The organism is Streptomyces sp. DI166 (assembly GCF_900091315.1).
GTDB classification, from domain to species: Bacteria; Actinomycetota; Actinomycetes; order Streptomycetales; family Streptomycetaceae; genus Streptomyces; species Streptomyces fuscus.
The window spans coordinates 115262-131449 of the sequence record NZ_FLSP01000003.1 but is presented as its reverse complement, the minus strand read 5'-3'; the positions used below and the strand labels follow the sequence as shown (position 1 = coordinate 131449).

Genomic DNA, 16188 nt, shown 5'->3' with positions numbered 1-16188 from the left:
ATTCTTGCAGTACGCCGAGCCCGACCCCGCAGGGCCTACCGGCGCCGGTACACCAGTCGGCCGCCCAGCACGGTGGCCACGCAGGTGCCCGCGCCCTCGGCGGTGAGCGCGTCGGCGTCGGGCACGTCGAAGGCGGCGAGGTCGGCCGGGCCGCCCACGGTGAGCGGACCGTGGACGGTGTGGGGAAGGCCGTGGCCGTCGGCGAAGGGGTCCAGGTGCGCCGGGTCCGCCGTCGACGGTCCCGCGGGCACCTCGCGCAGCCCGGACCGTACGACGGACTGCCGTACCGCGTCCGGGAAGGGGCCGCCGACATGGGTGGTGCCGTGGGCGAGCATCCGTTGCAGGCCGCGGCGCACGCTGCCCGCCATCCGGGCGGTGTCCGGGGCGAGTTCGTCCAGCGCGGGCCCGCTGATGGGCGCCGTGCCCAGCTCGTCGGCCTCGCGCGGGTCGGGGTGGTAGCAGCGGGTCAGCAGCCACCGCCCGTGCAACTGCCGCAGCCCGGGAGTGAGCACGCCGGGCCAGCGGCGCGTGCGGGCGCCGGGGTGGGCGGCGGCCAGCTTCTCGTACGGCCCGACGGCGGCGACGCGGTCGCCGTCCACGAGAACCGCCCCGTCCGGCACCGGTTCCGCGCCGACGGGCAGCACCAGGGGCGCCGTGTGCAGGGTGAGCATCTAGTTGGCGGCGAGGATCTTCAGTTCGGGGTGGGCCGTGCCGCCCTCGATCGCGGTCGAGGAGATGTGGGACATCACGCGGGTGTCGACGGGGTCGTTCGCCGGGTCGTCGTGCACCAGGAGGTGCTCGTACGTCGTCGAGCGCTGCGCCGGGACCCGCCCCGCGGAACGGATCATGTCGATCATTTCCTGCAGGTTGGAGCGGTGCTTGGCACCGGCCGCCGAGACGACGTTCTCCTCCAGCATGACCGAGCCGAGGTCGTCGGCGCCGTAGTGCAGCGTCAGCTGGCCCGCGTCCTGGCCGGTGGTCAGCCAGGAGCCCTGGATGTGGGCGATGTTGTCCATGAAGAGCCGGGCGATCGCAATCATCCGCAGGTACTCGAAGATCGTGGCCTGCGTCCGGCCCTTCAGGTGGTTGTTCATGGGCTGGTACAGGTACGGGATGAAGGCCCGGAAGCCGCCCGTGCGGTCCTGCACGTCACGGATCATCCGCAGGTGCTCGATCCGCTCGGCGTTGGTCTCGCCGGTGCCCATCAGCATGGTGGAGGTGGACTCCACGCCCAGGTTGTGGGCGGTCTCCATGATCTCCAGCCAGCGCTCGCCGGACTCCTTCAGCGGCGCGATGGCCTTGCGGGGCCGCTCGGGCAGCAGCTCGGCGCCCGCGCCCGCGAAGGAGTCGAGGCCGGCCGCGTGGATGCGCCGGATCGCCTCCTCGACGCTGACCTTGGAGATCCGGGCCATGTGCTCGACCTCGCTCGCCCCCAGGCTGTGGATGACGAGCTGCGGGAACTCCTTCTTGATGGCCGCGAAGTGCTTCTCGTAGTACTCCACGCCGTAGTCCGGGTGATGCCCGCCCTGGAACATGATCTGAGTGCCGCCGAGTTCGACGGTCTCCGCGCAGCGGCGCAGGATGTCGTCGAGGTCGCGCGTCCAGCCCTTGTCCTTGGCCGTCGGCGGGGCGTAGAAGGCGCAGAACTTGCACGCCGTGACGCACACGTTCGTGTAGTTGATGTTCCGCTCGATGATGTACGTCGCGATGTGCTCGGTGCCCGCGTAGCGACGGCGGCGTACGGCGTCGGCGGCGGCGCCCAGCGCGTGCAGCGGGGCGTCGCGGTAGAGGTCGAGCGCCTCCTCCGGCGTGATGCGCCCGCCCGCGGCGGCTCGGTCGAGGACGGACTGGAGGTCGGCCTTCTCGGTCACCGGCGGCGTCCCTTTCGTCAAGGAATCGAGGGGTGCGCGCGTAGCGCTCTTTATAAGGGTGGTGGTGGGAGACGGGTGGGCGGACTGATCCAGCCTACGCCAGGCGCATCTACGGACCGACGTCAGGCCGTACGGGCCTCCCCTCCAGCCGGACGTCAGGCTGTACAGGCCTCCCCTCCAGCCGGACGTCAGGCCGTGTACGCCCCGATCAGCAGCCCCAGGAAGGCTCCGGAGATCAGGAACGGCCCGAACGGGATCGCCGTCTTGCGCCCCGCCTTGCGTACGACGACCAGCGCACCCCCGTACAGCGCCCCCAGCAGGAAGCCCGCGAAGGTGCCGAGCATCAGCGTGGACCAGCCGTACCAGCCGAGGGCCGCGCCCAGGCCGAGGGCGAGTTTGACGTCGCCGAAGCCCATGCCGGAGGGGTTGATCAGGAAGAGCACGAAGTAGCCGCCGCCGAGCGCGAGGGCCCCGTACAACGCCGTCAGCCACTCCCCCGCGTGCTCCGGGACCAGCACGACCACGCCGAGCAGGGCGAGGGCGGCGGCCGCGAGCGGCAGGGTCAGAGGGTCCGGGAGGCGGTGGACGCGGAAGTCGACGTACGCGAGCAGTACGCCGACGGGGGCGAGGAGCAGCCAGACGCCCAGTTCGGGGCGGGTGCCGGTGGCCGCGGCGAGGGCGGCGCAGACCAGGGCGGCGGCGAGGGAGAGAGGGGCGGCGCCGGGGCCGTAGGACCCCGTGCCGCAGGTGGGGCAGTGCGCGCGGCCGAGCCAGCCGCGTACCGGATGCCCCTGCGGGCAGGCCTCCCGCCAGGGCTCACCGGCCGGTGCCGAGAAGCGGTAGGCGGCGCGGGGCAGGTACGCGCCCGCCGCCGCACCCCACAGTGCGGCGGCGAGAACGAGGAGCAGGTCGGTCATCCCGCGGCGACCGCGCCGTCGCGCCAGGCGGGCAGCAGTTCGTCGAGGAGCGCCTCGGTGCGCGGCGGCAGACCGCGCGCGCCGCTGCGGTGGACGAGGTCGGCGGCCAGCGCCTGGAGGCGGGCGGTGTCGCCGGTGGAGTGGGTGGCGCGCAGCAGTTCGTGCCACAGCCGCTCGTCGGCGGGCGCGGAGTTCAGGGCCGCGTTCAGCGCCTCGATGGCCTTCTCGGCGCGGTCCTTCTCCAGGTGGAACGCGGACAGCGCGAGCCCGATGTCGGCGACCAGCAGGGGGAGTTGGGCGTCGACGATCTCGTGGGTGAGCCAGCGGTAGCGGCCCTCGGGACGGTCGGCGAGCAGCGGTCCGCGTACCAGGACCAGCGCGTCGGTGAGCAGACGCCCGCGCACGGCACGGCTGTTGACGCCCCGGCCCTGCGTGGCCTCGTGGTACAGCGAGCGCAGCACGTCGAGGTCGGAGACGACCGACTTGGCGAGCGTGAGCCGCCCGGTGGCGTCGGTGCGCAGTCGCGGGCTACCGTCCGGGTCGGTGCCGAGCCAGGCGCGCAGCCGCTCCAGCAGCGCGTCGCGCACGTCCGCGGTGACCCCGCGCGGCCACAGCGCGGAGGACAGCACCCGCGGGTGCACGCCCTCGCGGTGCAGCAGGAGCAGCGCGAGGGCCTCGTGCAGCAGCGCGCTGCGCTCGCCGTCCGGGGTGTCGAGGCCGATGATCTCGTACGGGCCGACGAGCCGGGCGTAGACCGCGGGCCGCCCCTGCTCGCTGATGTCGACGAGGAACGGCGGGGTGGTGGTCGGCCCGTCCGGGTCCTGGTCGGGGTCGGCCTGGACGAACAGCTCGACGACGGCCTGCTGTTGCTGGACCGGCAGGAGCTGGGCCTCAAGTTCCAGCCCGAGCAGCGGGGCGAGCAGCTTGCCCTCGCCGGTGATCTCCATCTCCCAGGCGGCGCCGGGCAGATCACCGCTCTCGGTGCCGACGAGGTAGCCGATGCCGAGACGGCTGGCGTCGGCGGCGAGTTCGGCGAGCCTGGTGGCGTCCTCGGATGAGGGCTCGGCGGCGAGCAGGACGAGGTGCGGGGCCCAACGGGTGTGCTGGGCGGGTCCGGTACGGCCGGTCAGCACCGAGTCGTGACCGGCGGCCCCGAGCGCGCCGCGCCGCTGCCGGGTCTCGGCCTCCATGGTCTCGATCAGGTCGTCGATGCCGTCGAGGTGGCGCAGCCGGTTGGGGGCGAGCGGGGTGAGGTCCTGGCCGAAGCCGACGAGGGTGATGGTCATCCGGTCCGACCAGCCGTTGGTGGCGAGTTCGGCGGCGACGGAGGCGAACACGGCCGCCCGGTCGGCCTCACGGCCGGACAGGGAGACGATGCCGGGCACGGACTCCAGGTTCAGCAGCAGCCGGGAGTCGTCCATGGTGCCGAGGCTGACCAGTCCGGGGTACGGGGCGGCGGTGTCGGTGTCCTCGTAGCTCTCGGCGTCGGCGCGGGCCAGCATCCAGAACGTCTGGTCCTGGCCGAGCTGCCAGGGCGCGGGCGGCTTTCCGGCGGGCTGGGCGAGCTGGAGGTGCAGGTCGCCGTTGGTGAGCCAGGCCGCGTACACGGTGGGCAGCGGCCGGGACTCCTCGGCGAGGGACGCGGCGAGCCCGCGCAGGGAACGGTCCAGCAGGCGTACGCCGTCGGGGTCCGCGCCGACCAGGAGGGCGTCCTGGACGTCGGCGGCATCGCCGGTCGGGGTCGGCGGCTCCATGCCGCGCCGCCCGCCGACGGAACCGAGCGCCGACTGCCACAGCGCCTGACGGCGCCTTCGGCCGAGCGCGCCGAGGAGGCCGGCGGCGAGGAGGGGGGCGGTGAGGAGGGCTTCGGGGAGGCCGAAGGAGGACTCGGCGTCGGCCTCGGCGGCCGGGGTGGCGCTGGGGACCGGTCGCTCCAGGTCGGCGTGCCGGTCGGGGCCGGGGCGCTGCTCGGGGAGGGAGACGCGGGCGTCGTCGCCGCCTTGTTCCTGACCGCCCTGTTCCTGACCGCCCTGCTCGTGCGCGTCGCCGTCGTCGGTCTTGGCGTAGTCGTGGATCTGCTGCTGGAGTTCGGGGGAGACGTTGGGTGCCTCGTCGGGCATCTCGACGAGGTCGCCGCCGCGCGCGTCGCCGGGCATCTCCATGATCCAGCCCGGCCGGATGAGGCTGGCCTCGGAGAGCCGTGAACCGTCGGGCTGCACGCGGTCCTTGTTGAGCTCGTAGATCTCCTTGTACCGGCGGCCGTCGCCGAGGTGCCGTTCGGCGATCTCCCACAGGGAGTCGTGGTGGCGGCCCTCGGGCGGCTGGATCCGGTAGTACTTCGTGTCCCCGTCCTTGGCGGTGCTCGGCGCGGCGGCCTCGGCGTGCGCGGCCTGCTCGGCGAGGGCGCTCGCGGAGGCGGCGGCCTGCTCCTGCTGCTGCGCGAACAGCCCGGCGCCCGGAGTCTGCTCGGCGGCGGCGACAGTGCCGCGCTGGTTGCCCTCCAGGCTCTGCCCGAACTGGGACAGCCCCGGCGTGAGGCTGGCCGCCGTGGCGCCGACCAGCAGCAGCGCGGCGACGAGCTGCCGGGCGAGCAACTGGCTGGGCCCGGCCCCGGGCACCCGCCCCGGCACGCCCACGCCGGACAGCGCGGCCTTCATCTCGACGATCACGCAGGCGGTGAACTGGGCCCAGGCCAGCCAGACGAAGAAGGTGAGGATGCGCAGGAAGGTCCCGACGCTCAGCTCACTGGTCAGCCACTCCTGTGGATCCCAGGTGCTGGGCACGGGCCATCCCAGGTACAGCGCCAGCGCGCCCGGCACCCCGACGACCAGCACGACCAGCGCGACGAACGCGAGGAACGCCTTGACGAAGTCCCCGGCCGTACGCCGGGGCAGCCGCACGGGCTGCGGGGTCCGGTTCCGCGGGGTGGCCGGGCTTCCCGTCGAGCTTGAGCGTCGCGCCATGGGAGGTGTCCTGAGGTGTGTGGGCCGTCGGCTTCGTCGGGGTGGAGGTGGGTGAGAGGTACTGAGACTTTCTGAGACTACAGAGATCCTATGAAGTGTCCGGGGGCCGGTCGAAGGGCGGAGCGGGAGTGAGGGCCGGAAGCACTGCGCGGACACCCATCAACCACCGAAAAAGCCGGACTTGCCCGACACTTCGGCAGAGCCCGGCGACACCCCTCACATTCCTCACACATTCCCCTGATGCCACACCGCCGGATCCAGTACGGCGGACACACACCCGTGCCCCTTCGCGACGGTCAGGTCGGGCTGTTCCAGCCGGCGGGTGATGCGCTCCGCGTCGAACTCCCCGAACTCGAAGACGAAGTACTGCTCAATCGCGAGGCGATCCAATGGAAAGCCATCCAAATCCACCGCCGAATTCGCCCGGTCCGCGCCTTGGCAGAGCACCGAGACGAAGAGCGGGAAGTGCTCCGCCTCCAGCAGCCGATCGGCGCCCTCGATGACGACGGCGACCCCCACTCCCCCCGTCACCGCACCACACAGATCGTCCAGGCAGTCCACCATGGCGTCCCAGTTACACCCGAAATATGCGGGGAATTGGAGCAGTTCGGCGAATGTCCCGTACACGCCGATCTCGGTCATGAGGCCGACGGAGTCCACCCGCCGGACCCGCCCGCCCTCGCCTCCAACTCGCCCAAGCGCCGACAGACCTCCGGCGCACCGGAGGGGGCGCACATCACCCAGCCATTCACGTCGTTCACGGTTCCGCCCTCAGTCCAACCCGAGTTCCGCCTTGGCGGACGCATAGAGCCTGTCCAGCTTGCCGATCAGACCGTTTCGCGTGTTCTGCCCCAGGAATCTGGGCCGCCGCCCCCGATGTTCAGCGGTGAACCGGTCCATGCTCCGCATCGCAAGCTGGTGGGTACGGGACAGTTCGGCCAGCGCTGCCGCGCGGGTCGGGTCATCCAGCGGCAGGCCGCCGTCCCGGTGTCGCTCCACGATGCTCCGGAACTGCTTCTTGGCGTCTGCGAGGTTCATCCGTCCAGCGCCTACCGTATGCCTTCGACCAGCTTCTCCAACGCCTCGTGCCCCGAGCCGGCCAGCCACACGACACTGTCCATACCGACGTGGACCGCACCGTTCGGGGCCATGCCCAGATACAGATTGCGGCGGTCGGTCTCCCCGATCGGGTACAGGTCCACTCCCGCCTCTGCGCTCAGTACGTCGAAGATCTCGTCGTCCCACTCGGCGACGGTCGGGTCGAGGGTGAATCCCATCCGAGCCATCGTCCTTCCAGGGCCCCGTTCCACGCTCGCCAGCCCGCCGAACTCGGTGAGGAAGCGGCGGGCCGCCTCATGGATCTCGAAGCCGCCGTGCTCGCGGAGCGCGGCCTCCCAGCCTGCCGTGGACACCGTACGGCCCGGGTACCAGCCCACCTCACGCAGCACACGGTCCGTCTCCGCGGACCATCGCTTCCGGTGGGCCCCTCTGCCGTCGCCCCCGGTCACGAGCGACGCCGTCGGCGCAGTTTCCTCCACGCCTCCTCCGCCGCGTCCATGACGGCCAGCCGCCACCCCTCCAATTTGTCCGTCACCGTCGTGCGGACCCACTGCCACTTGAACCACGGCGGAAGATCCCGGAACGGCACGTACGCCAAGGTGTCCCGAACCGCGTGGTCGGCGAAGCCACCCATGCCCTCCGCGCGCAGGACGGCGTAAAGCTCCGGCGTCAGGCGGCCGTTGAGGCGGGCCACGTGTGCGGCGGCCGTGAACGGAAAGTCGCGTTGGGAGCGGTTCAGTACCTCCAGCGCCCGCACAATCCGCGGTGAGGCCGCCTCTGGGGAGCAGTTGAGCGCCAGCCCGATGACCGCCGCACCCAACGCCCGCTCACCGCGCTCGAACGCCGCGTCGACCTCGGCGGGGTCGTTGACGGCCAGCAGGCCCTCGCCGGTCTCCCAGTCCCACGCCCTGTCGTCAGCCATCAAGCACCAAACTCTCCAGTGCGTGGGCGTAGGCCCGGAGCATCTCCTTGCCTTGCGGCGGTGTCGGGGAGTCCGGCCGCAGGACGCCCGGCACATGGGCGACCCGCCACATCCGAAAGGCATCCCGGACCGCCTGCTCACCGTCGCGGCCCAGCAGCACACCCCCGCCCCGCACAGCGTCCACGATCAAGGTCGGCGCCTTCCCCAAGCCGGGGCCGCGCACCGTGGCCGTACCCACCAACGCGTCCATGAGGGACGTCAATTGCAGGTCCCGCCCATCCGCACCATGCGCCGCAGCACAGCAGGATCACCGGTGTCCGGCGGATAGCTCTCGATACAGCCCGAGTACATCATCAGGTACTCGGGCATCACCTCGCGGCCCTCGTGCCACCCGCCCTGCCGCTCGAAGACGGACATCGTGTCGGCGGAGAAGTCCCCCACGGCGCGGACCGATTCGAGGATGCCGTCCACCTCGGCCCGACGGGCGGCCACGAAGCCCTCCAGCGACACACCTCTCAAGGACCCGGATGCGGTCAGCGCGGCCAGTTCCAGGACGCCCCACAGCGACCCGAAGATGTCGTACGCGAGCCCCTTAACAGAGACCGGCTTATGTACTCCCCTCAAGTCAACAACCGTCCGATCCACCCCCTCCTTCGAGGAGCGTCTCCAGCAACCCGTCGTAATCCCGGAAGCCTGCCTTGCCGCTTTCCGGGGCATCCGACTCAGGTCGGAGGATGCCCGGCAGATGGGCGACCCGCCACATCCGGAAGACGTCCGCCGGGGCACTGCGGCCCGTGGCATCGGCCAGTTCTGAGGCGATGCCAAGAACTTCGGCGACCTTGGGCGCCCCTTGCCTTGGATCCGTTCCCGCGGCGACCGCGGCGGTGATCAGCGCCTGCAAAAAGAGGGTGAGCTGTAGATCAGCCGCCATACGGCACATGCGCCGCACCATCGGTGGTTCCTCAAGCCGCTCCAGGGGTTGCGGCACGCCCGTGATCCCCCCGGACCACAGCAGCAGGAACGCCGCGGGCACTTCGTGGTCCCGGAACCGCCCCAACTCGTCGACGATCCGCATCGCGTCGTCGCTGAATCCGCAGACGGACCGGATGCCTTCCATCAGGAGCTCGACGTCCGTCCGCCGGCGGACCAGATAGTCGCCCACGGAGACATCCGCGAGCCGCCAGGTGCCGGTGGAATTCACTGCCCCCACTTCCACCACCCCGCCGAGCGGCCCGAAGACCGCGCGCGCGTGCATCGTTTCCGACATGGGAGAGACCTGCTCAGGCATACCGTAGAGCCTCATACCTTCTGACTAGAACTGGCCCCATCATGTGCTGCCGCCTGCTCACACATCGCCACCCAGCAGCGCGCCCGCACCCCGCACGGCACGGACGATCAGCGTCGGCGACTCCTTCAGGCCTGGGCCGCGCACGGTGGCGGTTGCCGTCAACGCGTCCATGAGAGCGGTCAGTTGCTGGTCGCCACCCATGCGCACCATGCGCCGCAGCACGATGGGGTCATCGGTGTCGGGTGGGTAGTTCTCGATGCAGCCCGAGTGCACCATCAAGTACTCGGGCGTCACCTCGCGGCTGGTGTTCCACCCGCCCTGGCGCTCGAAGACGGACATCGTGTCGTCGGAGAAGTCGCCCACTCGACGGACCGGCTCAAGGACTTCATCCACCTCGTCCCGGTGAGCAGCAACAAGGTCCGCCACACACGCGTCTTTCAAGGAGCTACCGGATTCCCTCAACCAGCTTCTCCAGCGCCTCGTCCCCCGCGTCCGCCAGCCACGAGACGCTGTCCATCCCGACGTACACAGCGCCGTTGGGAGCCATACCCAGGTACAGATTGCGGCGATCGGCCTCCCCGATCGGGTACAGATCGACTCCGGCTTCCTCACTCAGTACGTCGAAGATCTCGTCGTCCCACTCGGCGACGGTCGGGTCGAGGGTGAACCCCATCCGAGCCATCGTCTTCCCAGGCCCCCGTTCCGCGCTCGCCAGCCCACCGAACTCGGCGAGGAAGGCGCGGGCCGCCTCATGCATCTCGAAACCGCCGTGCTCGCGGAGCGTGGCCTCCCAGCCTGCCGTGGACACCTCTCGGCCCGGGTACCAACCGGCCTCGCGCAGCACCCGATCCGTCTCCGCGGACCATCGCTGCTCGTGCGTCTGAGCCATCGTTACGTCACCGCCCTGATTCCGAATTGATCAAGCACATGCTGGCATGAGGAGCACGGCGCTTTCGGCGTGCCGTGTCGTGGATTGCCGGTTGCGCGCACCTCCACGGCTGCGCTGACACCGCCTCGCGGATCGACTCCCGCGTTCATGGCCCTCGACAGCGCTTCCGGCTCTGCGCAACGCCCGTGCTGGTTGCCCCCCGCGCGGAGGTGCTGCGGAACCCGGTCGTACGCGGCCTGCACATCGGGGTGCAGATTGTGGTTGCCGCCGCCCTTGATGCTCGCACCGGTGAACGTCCCATGTCCTGGCACGGTAAGTCCACTGGCCACCGTCGGTCTCGTCTGCTTGCTCGCCCCGGGTCGGGACTGTTCCAGATCCGCGCGCCATCTCGCGGCGTCACTGGCTTCCTGATCACACGACGGCGCGAGTCCGAACGGGTCGACTGCGGTGAACGGATTCGCCACGTATACGCGGGGGTTCGGTCCCGGCGAAAGACCGAGGGGGTCCAAAGACGCGTACTGGCCGGTTTCCGGGTCGTAGTGCCGTTGATAGTTGTAGTTGAGCGAGGTCTCAGGGTCGTGATACTGGCCCGGGAATCGCAGTGGGCAGCGCTCGTCGGCCGCTCCTGACTCATCAAGTGACGTACCCCAGACGGTCGTTCGAGCCCGCCAGGCAAGTTCACCGTCCTCGGCGACCATCTCGGTAGGAGTTCCCACCAGGTCGGTCACGATGGAGTAGAACGCCTTGTCGATCCACTCTTGCGGTCTGTCCCGGGCAGGAACCCTCTCAATCTGGGTGACCGGGCTGAAGCGGTCCGCTTCCCAGTCCCATACCGTGCACCTGGGGGCCGAGTCGCCAGTCCGCGATATCTGCTCAGCCAGCACAAACCCGTCCCAGACGAACGTCACCTCTTCCGCCACGGTGACGCCGTCGGGCGCCAGACGCTGCTTGGCGATGCGGCGGCCGAACGGGTCGTACTGGTACGTCCATCGAGTGCCGTCGGGGGTTGTGACACCGACGAGCCGGTCCTGACTGTCCCAGCTGTAGCGCCACACATCGGGCTTGCGGGAAAGGCGCTTCATCCGCTTGACCACCACGCGCCCCTGGGCGTCGTGTTCATAGCTGATGCGGCCGACGGCGCTGGCGGAGGCCGCCTGGGGTTCAGCAGCGGGGCCGGGACCCCACTGCCCGTCCGTGATATTGCCGGCGGTGTCGTAGGTGTACCGCTCTGTCCAGGTCTCAGCGCGAACGCCGGTCACTCGTCCCGTACTGTCGCTGTCCACGGAGCGGTGGCCGTTGAGCAGGTCGCTGATCGCCGCGACGGTGCCGTCCTGCTCGTAGTGGTACGCACGGTGCTGAATGTGTCGCGTCACGAGTCCCGTGGGAGCGTCCACGCCCGAGGACCCTGCTGCGACGGTCTGCGACCGCAGCCTGCCGACCTCGTCCCAGCTCTGGTTCAGGACAACAGCGCCGATGCGGCGCTCGACCTCCCGCCCTGAACCGTCGTAGGCGAAGGCCACCGTGCGTCCCGCCGTCCGCAGGAGCACCGGCCTGTCACAGCCGTCGTACTCCCAGACGCTCTCGGCGTTGGAGGAGGTCACGCGACGCGTACGCCTGCCGAGCGCGTCGTAAGTGGAGCGCACGGTACGTCCATTGCAGGTCTCCGCAAGTACGCGCCCCCGGCCGTCCCGCTCGTAAACCAACTCGACGTCTGCACTGCTTACCCGGCGCAGGTGACCAGCGACGTCGTAGGCGTAGCTCGTCACTCCTTCTGGAGTGCGGCACTCAGTGACATTGTCCAGGGCGTCACGGACGTACTCAATGGACTCACCCGCGCCGTTGGTCCGGCCGACGAGACGTCCCACGGCGTCGAACCTGTAACTTTCTATGCGGCCCGTGAAGTCCTGTTCGCGAATGAGGCGGTCGGCGGCGTCGTAGAAGTAGCGCCATGTCTCGCCCCGCTGGTTGGTGACGGAGATGAGTCGGAGCTGGCCGTCGTACCCGAACTCCAGCCGCGACCCGTCAGGGTCGGTGCGGGCCACGAGTTGGTCGAAGGCTCCGTACTCGAATCGCACCGTGCGTCCGCGCCCGTCGATGTGCTCGACGAGGTTCCCTTCCCCGTCGTAGACGCGCCGCTGCCTGGTCCCGTCCGGCAGAGTGCGCCAGCTCGGCCTGCCCTCCGGCGTCCAGCCGAGTCGTGTGACCAGGCCATTCGGGTCCGTGTGCGCGATGACTCTGCCGAAGGCGTCGCGCCGGTACCGGGTGGTCCTGCCCTCGGCGTCGGTAGCCGCCACCGGCAGGCCGGCGCCGTCGGGCTCCAGTCGCGCCGTACGCCCGGCTGCGTCCGTGACCGCCGTGAGCGCGCCGATCTCGTTGTAGGAGTAGGTGATCCGGCCACCCGTCGGATCGGTCTCCGTGACCAGGTTCCCCCGAGCGTCGTACTCCATCCGCCAAACGTGGCCATCGGCCTGAGTCACCGACACGGGTTGTCCGTACGCGTTGTTCCGCGCCTGCTCCCGGGCACCGTCGGGCCGTACGACGGCGGTCGGTGCCCCCTGCTCGTCGTACTCATAGCGCGTTGTCCGCCCCAGCGCGTCCGTGCGCGCGAGCAGCCGGTTGTAGCGGTCCCACTCGAAAGAGGTCGTGTGACCGAGCGGATCGGTCTTGGCGACGAGCTGGAACAGAGTGTTGTATCGGTACACCGTCGTATGCCCGAGTGCGTCCGTGTAGCGCGTTTCGAGGTTCACGTCGGCGTACTCGACCGTGCAGGAGAGGCTGCCGTCGTCGCCCTCGCCCGCGATGCAGCGGTCCAGGGCGTCGTAGGTGAAGCGGTACGAGTATCCGTTGCGGTCGGTCCAGGACGTGATGCGGCCGCGGGCGTCGTACGTCAGGCTCCAGGGCTGCCCGCTCGAATCGCAGATCTCGTTGAGGTTGCCATGGGAGTCGTAACCGAAACGGCGCAGGACCGTGCCGTCGGGGCCATCGTCCGTGTTGCGGAGCCGAAGGCGGACGACACGGCCCTGGTCGGTGTCGACGTGCACGAAGCGCCCCGCCGAGTCACGCACAGCGATCGGGGTGCCGACGTCGTCACGGTCGAAGTCGATGCGCAGGCCGTTCCGGTCGGTGATCGCGGCGAGGGGGAGGGTGAACGCCTCGTCTGCGGCCGCCGGCTTCCGACGGGGGGCGAAGTGGCGGGTGAGGCCGGTGAGAGGGTCGGTGATCCTGATGGGGGCACCCGCGTCCCCATCCCAGTCGAGCTCCAGGCGTGGGCCCTCCAAGGGGAGGACGGAGGTGCCCGGCTTGGGCACTGGATAGAAGAGGATCGTGCCGTCCTCGGCGGCGAAAGCGGCGCCCTCCTCGTCCAGTTCCAAGCGCTCGTCCAGGGTGGAGGCCCAGGACGGTCCGAAGAAGCGGCCGTACGGGTAGGAGGAGAGGTGGGTGCGACGCAGGACAAGGGGCAGCAGGCCCGGCAGATCGACGTCCGACTCCTCCATCAGCATATCGCCGGAGATCATGTCGATGGGGTCGCCGTTCTTGCAGCGGCCCTTGGCAGGCTTGCTGTGCTTGGCGGCGTCGTCAGCCTCTCGACGCAGCCCCTTGCCCAGCCCCTTGCCCATGGCCTTCAGGCCACCCTTGCCGAGCACCTTCGCACCCGCCGCGAGCTTGCCGAGGGTGGTCAGGCCCTTCATACCGGGTATGCAATCCATCGCGGCGAAGGCGACGTCCATGAGACCGGCTTGGCCTTTGGAATATTTATAGAGGGTGTCGGCGAGGACGATTAGCCCGGCAACCACGACAATCGCGACAAGGATCGGTCCACCGATGATCATGGCGATCACGCCGACCACGGCCACGACGACCTTGCAGACCGCGACGATCGTGTCCCAGTTGTCCACGAACCAGTCGCCCACCTCCTCCCACCACGACCGGTTCTGGATGCCCGCGTCCGACGCCTCGTCGATCTTCGACTTCGCCGTGCGCGCGGCCTCCTGGCGCATCTTGCGGGCGTCCTCGGCCATCTTCTTCGCCGCGTCGAGGGCGTCCTTGGCGTCGGATACGTCGCCGCGGGCGTTGGACTGGGCGGTCTCGGCGTGCTGGACGTCACGGGTGGCCGCGCGGACCTTCGCCTCGTCCGGCTTGTCGGTGGACTTGCTGCCCGTGGGGTCGTCCTTGTACTTGTCGGCCTCCTTCGTGGCCCGCCCCACCCACGAATCCGCCTTCGCCAGACGGGACTTGGCCGCCGACAGATCCGCCTGCGCCTCCCGGCCCCGGGCCAGCGCGCGGTCCGCCAGCGCCTGCGCGCGCTCCAGCTTCGGCCAGTAGTCCGCCAGCGCGTCTCCGCACATCTCGTAGGACTTCTTGAGCTTCTTCAGGTTCTTGGGGACGTCGGCGAAGTCCTCCTTGAACACGTCCGCCGACTTGCCAGCCCACTCCGCGAGCGTCGACTCCCCCGCCATCCCCTTGACGATGCGCAGCGCGTCGGAGACGTCGTCGGCGAAGTCGTGGAGTTTCTTGGCCAGTTGGCGCACCTGTTGCGGGTCACCCGGCACCGGGTCCTTGTCCAGATCCAGCACATGCCAGTCCGTAGGCCGATGCCCCGCCATACCGCAACCCCCGTCACGTGTGCATCAACAACAACAGCGTATGCACACGCGAACTTACCAGCGTACGAACGGCGGTTCGGGAAATCGGCTCCCTGTACTCCGCTACGCCATCGCTCCGTTACTCCGTGAAGCGGAACGTCCTACCCCGTGAAGCGGAACGTCGATGTGATCGCGTCGAAGATGTCGAAGAAGGAGTCCGCCAGGTCCAGCACCTGGCTGCTTCCGGCCACCAGCGCCACCTTGCCCGCCTGGCCCGGCACCGGGATGAACGTCTGCATCAGCACCGCCCGGACCGTCCGCTTCAGCGCGTCGTCCGGGATCGTGATGTCCTCGATGCCGTACGTCCGCGCCGCCGGCCCCACGCCCGGAATGTCGACCGTGGTCACCTTCCGCCAGGAGTCGCCCTCCTTCTTCGCCTCCTTCACGGCGAGTTGGCCGGCCATCACCACGGGGTCCGTCGACAGCGGCTCCCCGGAGGACGATCGGCCCGAGACCAGCGACACCGTCACCGAGCCCGTGATCGGGGTGTCACCGCCGAAGCTCTCCGCCATGCAACCGCAGTACAGCGCGCCCGACTTCCACGCGTCCGCCGCCGCCTTGCGCAGGAAGTCCAGGTACGCGTCGCGGTACTTGGCCAGCTCCGGGTGCGCCTGCACGCGTTCGTTCACCATCCGGCGGATCGAGTCGTCCCGGGACTCGGGGCGTACGTCGAACTCCCACCACGACTCCGGAACGTTGATCCGGAAGCCGCCGCGCTCAATGGTGAGCGCCTCCATGTAGCGGGCCATGACGTCGACCTTGCCCCTTCGTCCGAGGTACCGTGCCGATCAGCCTACGAGCAACAGTCGGGGGACGGACACATGGGCAAGGGCAAGAGCGATCTCTCACTGCCGCTGACCGAGCTGGAGGACTACGGGCGGCGCCTGCGGTCCATCAAGACGCGGATGAACCACACCAAGAAGATGTTCGAGTCCTACGAGGACGACATCGGCGACGGCACCGTCAACGGCGCCCTCTCCGACTTCGAGTCCAACTGGGAGGACGGCCGCGAGGACATCGGCCAGCAGCTCGACGCCCTCGCGAGCATGTCCGACGCCGTGGTCCGCGAGTTCAAGAAGCTCGACGACGAACTGGCCAAGCAGGTCAACGACGCCATGAAGACCGAGGACAAGCGGGGGAAGAAGGGGGGCGGGGGCAACAAGGCGTGACAGTCATGAGGGGAGCCGCCAAGGCTCACCCCACGGCTCACCCCACCTCGTTCTCCGCCACCGCCTGGCCCTTCACCACCACGTCCCCGCCGAAGAACATCCCCGTGAACACCGGCGAGTACGTCAGCTGGACCTCCACCTGCACCTGGTTCACGTCCGCCGTCACGCAGTGCGTCGCCGCGATGTCCGGGCCGTTCATGTCCATCTCGGCCGCGAACTCCTTGACCCGCGCGTCGCAGTTCTGGAAGTTGATCGGCGCGGGGCCGCCCTCGTTGTCGTAGAGGGCTTCCTTGTCGATGTCCTGGGCGGCGTAGCGGGCCGCCTGCTCCGCGATGTCGGCGGCGCGTTCGCGCTTGGAGATGGACAGGCCGCCGTCGATCACGAAGGCCGACAGGGAGAGGAAGACCAGCGCGAAGATGATCACTGCGCCGGCGCCGGAGCCCCGGTCGTCCATACGGGCCCGCAGG

17 protein-coding genes are annotated in these 16188 nt (G+C 69.6%); 1 reads left to right on the top strand and 16 read right to left on the bottom strand.

The annotated features are described in order from the left end of the window. Positions 1-35: 35 nt before the first annotated feature. The 15 genes from GA0115233_RS02760 to GA0115233_RS02690 all read right to left on the bottom strand — a co-directional run bounded on the left by GA0115233_RS02760 (position 36) and on the right by GA0115233_RS02690 (position 15301). Entirely contained in the window at positions 36-671 is a 636-nt protein-coding gene (locus tag GA0115233_RS02760; RefSeq protein ID WP_093718416.1) for an amidohydrolase family protein, read from the bottom strand. After that, positions 672-1871 carry a cyclic dehypoxanthinyl futalosine synthase gene (mqnC, locus tag GA0115233_RS02755; RefSeq protein WP_093718415.1) on the bottom strand — a complete coding sequence of 400 codons (1200 nt, stop codon included), beginning with the start codon at positions 1869-1871 and terminating at the stop codon, positions 672-674. A gap of 188 nt (positions 1872-2059) precedes the next feature. Further along, the gene (locus GA0115233_RS02750; RefSeq protein WP_093718414.1) at positions 2060-2788 is read right to left on the bottom strand and encodes a prepilin peptidase; all 729 of its coding nucleotides are present in this window, start codon (positions 2786-2788) and stop codon (positions 2060-2062) included. Then, positions 2785-5751: a bacterial transcriptional activator domain-containing protein gene (locus GA0115233_RS02745; RefSeq protein WP_093718413.1), complete on the bottom strand. Its 2967-nt coding sequence runs from the start codon at positions 5749-5751 to the stop codon at positions 2785-2787. The genes GA0115233_RS02750 and GA0115233_RS02745 overlap by 4 nt, the downstream gene beginning before the upstream one ends. 225 nt (positions 5752-5976) lie before the next feature. After that, a complete protein-coding gene (locus GA0115233_RS02740) occupies positions 5977-6393 on the bottom strand; it encodes a barstar family protein (RefSeq protein WP_250744400.1) in 417 nt (138 codons plus the stop codon). Between the two features lie 129 nt (positions 6394-6522). Next, positions 6523-6789, bottom strand: coding sequence for a hypothetical protein (locus GA0115233_RS02735; RefSeq protein ID WP_093718412.1), 267 nt, complete (start codon positions 6787-6789; stop codon positions 6523-6525). 11 nt (positions 6790-6800) lie between these two features. Further along, on the bottom strand, positions 6801-7259 hold the full coding sequence (locus tag GA0115233_RS02730) for an SUKH-3 domain-containing protein (protein ID WP_255310031.1): 459 nt from the start codon (positions 7257-7259) through the stop codon (positions 6801-6803). Beyond that, a complete protein-coding gene (locus GA0115233_RS02725; RefSeq protein WP_093718411.1) occupies positions 7256-7732 on the bottom strand; it encodes a hypothetical protein in 477 nt (158 codons plus the stop codon). The genes GA0115233_RS02730 and GA0115233_RS02725 overlap by 4 nt, the downstream gene beginning before the upstream one ends. Further along, positions 7725-7982, bottom strand: a complete 258-nt coding sequence (locus tag GA0115233_RS02720; RefSeq protein ID WP_093718410.1) for a hypothetical protein — start codon at positions 7980-7982, stop codon at positions 7725-7727. Before GA0115233_RS02720 ends, GA0115233_RS02725 begins: the two co-directional genes overlap by 8 nt. An 8-nt stretch (positions 7983-7990) precedes the next feature. Then, a complete protein-coding gene (locus tag GA0115233_RS02715) occupies positions 7991-8356 on the bottom strand; it encodes a hypothetical protein (RefSeq protein WP_093718409.1) in 366 nt (121 codons plus the stop codon). 1 nt (position 8357) lies between these two features. Beyond that, on the bottom strand, positions 8358-9020 hold the full coding sequence (locus tag GA0115233_RS02710; RefSeq protein ID WP_141689472.1) for a hypothetical protein: 663 nt from the start codon (positions 9018-9020) through the stop codon (positions 8358-8360). Between the two features lie 57 nt (positions 9021-9077). After that, positions 9078-9413, bottom strand: a complete 336-nt coding sequence (locus GA0115233_RS02705) for a hypothetical protein (RefSeq protein ID WP_141689471.1) — start codon at positions 9411-9413, stop codon at positions 9078-9080. A 52-nt stretch (positions 9414-9465) separates the two neighbouring features. Beyond that, positions 9466-9909, bottom strand: a complete 444-nt coding sequence (locus tag GA0115233_RS02700; protein ID WP_093718406.1) for an SUKH-3 domain-containing protein — start codon at positions 9907-9909, stop codon at positions 9466-9468. Between the two features lie 2 nt (positions 9910-9911). Then, positions 9912-14483 carry a DUF6531 domain-containing protein gene (locus tag GA0115233_RS02695; RefSeq protein ID WP_107406410.1) on the bottom strand — a complete coding sequence of 1524 codons (4572 nt, stop codon included), beginning with the start codon at positions 14481-14483 and terminating at the stop codon, positions 9912-9914. A 170-nt stretch (positions 14484-14653) separates the two neighbouring features. Then, the gene (locus GA0115233_RS02690; RefSeq protein WP_093718404.1) at positions 14654-15301 is read right to left on the bottom strand and encodes a hypothetical protein; all 648 of its coding nucleotides are present in this window, start codon (positions 15299-15301) and stop codon (positions 14654-14656) included. A 72-nt stretch (positions 15302-15373) separates the two neighbouring features. On the opposite strand from GA0115233_RS02690, the gene GA0115233_RS02685 reads away from it, so the two are divergent. Then, positions 15374-15721 carry a hypothetical protein gene (locus GA0115233_RS02685; RefSeq protein WP_093718403.1) on the top strand — a complete coding sequence of 116 codons (348 nt, stop codon included), beginning with the start codon at positions 15374-15376 and terminating at the stop codon, positions 15719-15721. Between the two features lie 37 nt (positions 15722-15758). Here GA0115233_RS02685 and GA0115233_RS02680 read toward each other — a convergent pair whose 3' ends face one another. Next, positions 15759-16175, bottom strand: coding sequence for a TadE/TadG family type IV pilus assembly protein (locus GA0115233_RS02680; RefSeq protein ID WP_093718468.1), 417 nt, complete (start codon positions 16173-16175; stop codon positions 15759-15761). Positions 16176-16188: the final 13 nt, after the last annotated feature.

Bases quoted from the DNA above. Each gene is read 5' to 3' on its own strand.
- GA0115233_RS02760 (WP_093718416.1), bottom strand. From the start codon at position 671: ATGCTCACCCTGCACACGGCGCCCCTGGTGCTGCCCGTCGGCGCGGAA.
- GA0115233_RS02750 (WP_093718414.1), bottom strand. From the start codon at position 2,788: ATGACCGACCTGCTCCTCGTTCTCGCCGCCGCACTGTGGGGTGCGGCG.
- GA0115233_RS02745 (WP_093718413.1), bottom strand. From the start codon at position 5,751: ATGGCGCGACGCTCAAGCTCGACGGGAAGCCCGGCCACCCCGCGGAAC.
- GA0115233_RS02740 (WP_250744400.1), bottom strand. From the start codon at position 6,393: ATGACCGAGATCGGCGTGTACGGGACATTCGCCGAACTGCTCCAATTC.
- GA0115233_RS02735 (WP_093718412.1), bottom strand. From the start codon at position 6,789: ATGAACCTCGCAGACGCCAAGAAGCAGTTCCGGAGCATCGTGGAGCGA.
- GA0115233_RS02725 (WP_093718411.1), bottom strand. From the start codon at position 7,732: ATGGCTGACGACAGGGCGTGGGACTGGGAGACCGGCGAGGGCCTGCTG.
- GA0115233_RS02720 (WP_093718410.1), bottom strand. From the start codon at position 7,982: ATGGACGCGTTGGTGGGTACGGCCACGGTGCGCGGCCCCGGCTTGGGG.
- GA0115233_RS02710 (WP_141689472.1), bottom strand. From the start codon at position 9,020: ATGCCTGAGCAGGTCTCTCCCATGTCGGAAACGATGCACGCGCGCGCG.
- GA0115233_RS02700 (WP_093718406.1), bottom strand. From the start codon at position 9,909: ATGGCTCAGACGCACGAGCAGCGATGGTCCGCGGAGACGGATCGGGTG.
- GA0115233_RS02690 (WP_093718404.1), bottom strand. From the start codon at position 15,301: ATGGCCCGCTACATGGAGGCGCTCACCATTGAGCGCGGCGGCTTCCGG.
- GA0115233_RS02685 (WP_093718403.1), top strand. From the start codon at position 15,374: ATGGGCAAGGGCAAGAGCGATCTCTCACTGCCGCTGACCGAGCTGGAG.
- GA0115233_RS02680 (WP_093718468.1), bottom strand. From the start codon at position 16,175: ATGGACGACCGGGGCTCCGGCGCCGGCGCAGTGATCATCTTCGCGCTG.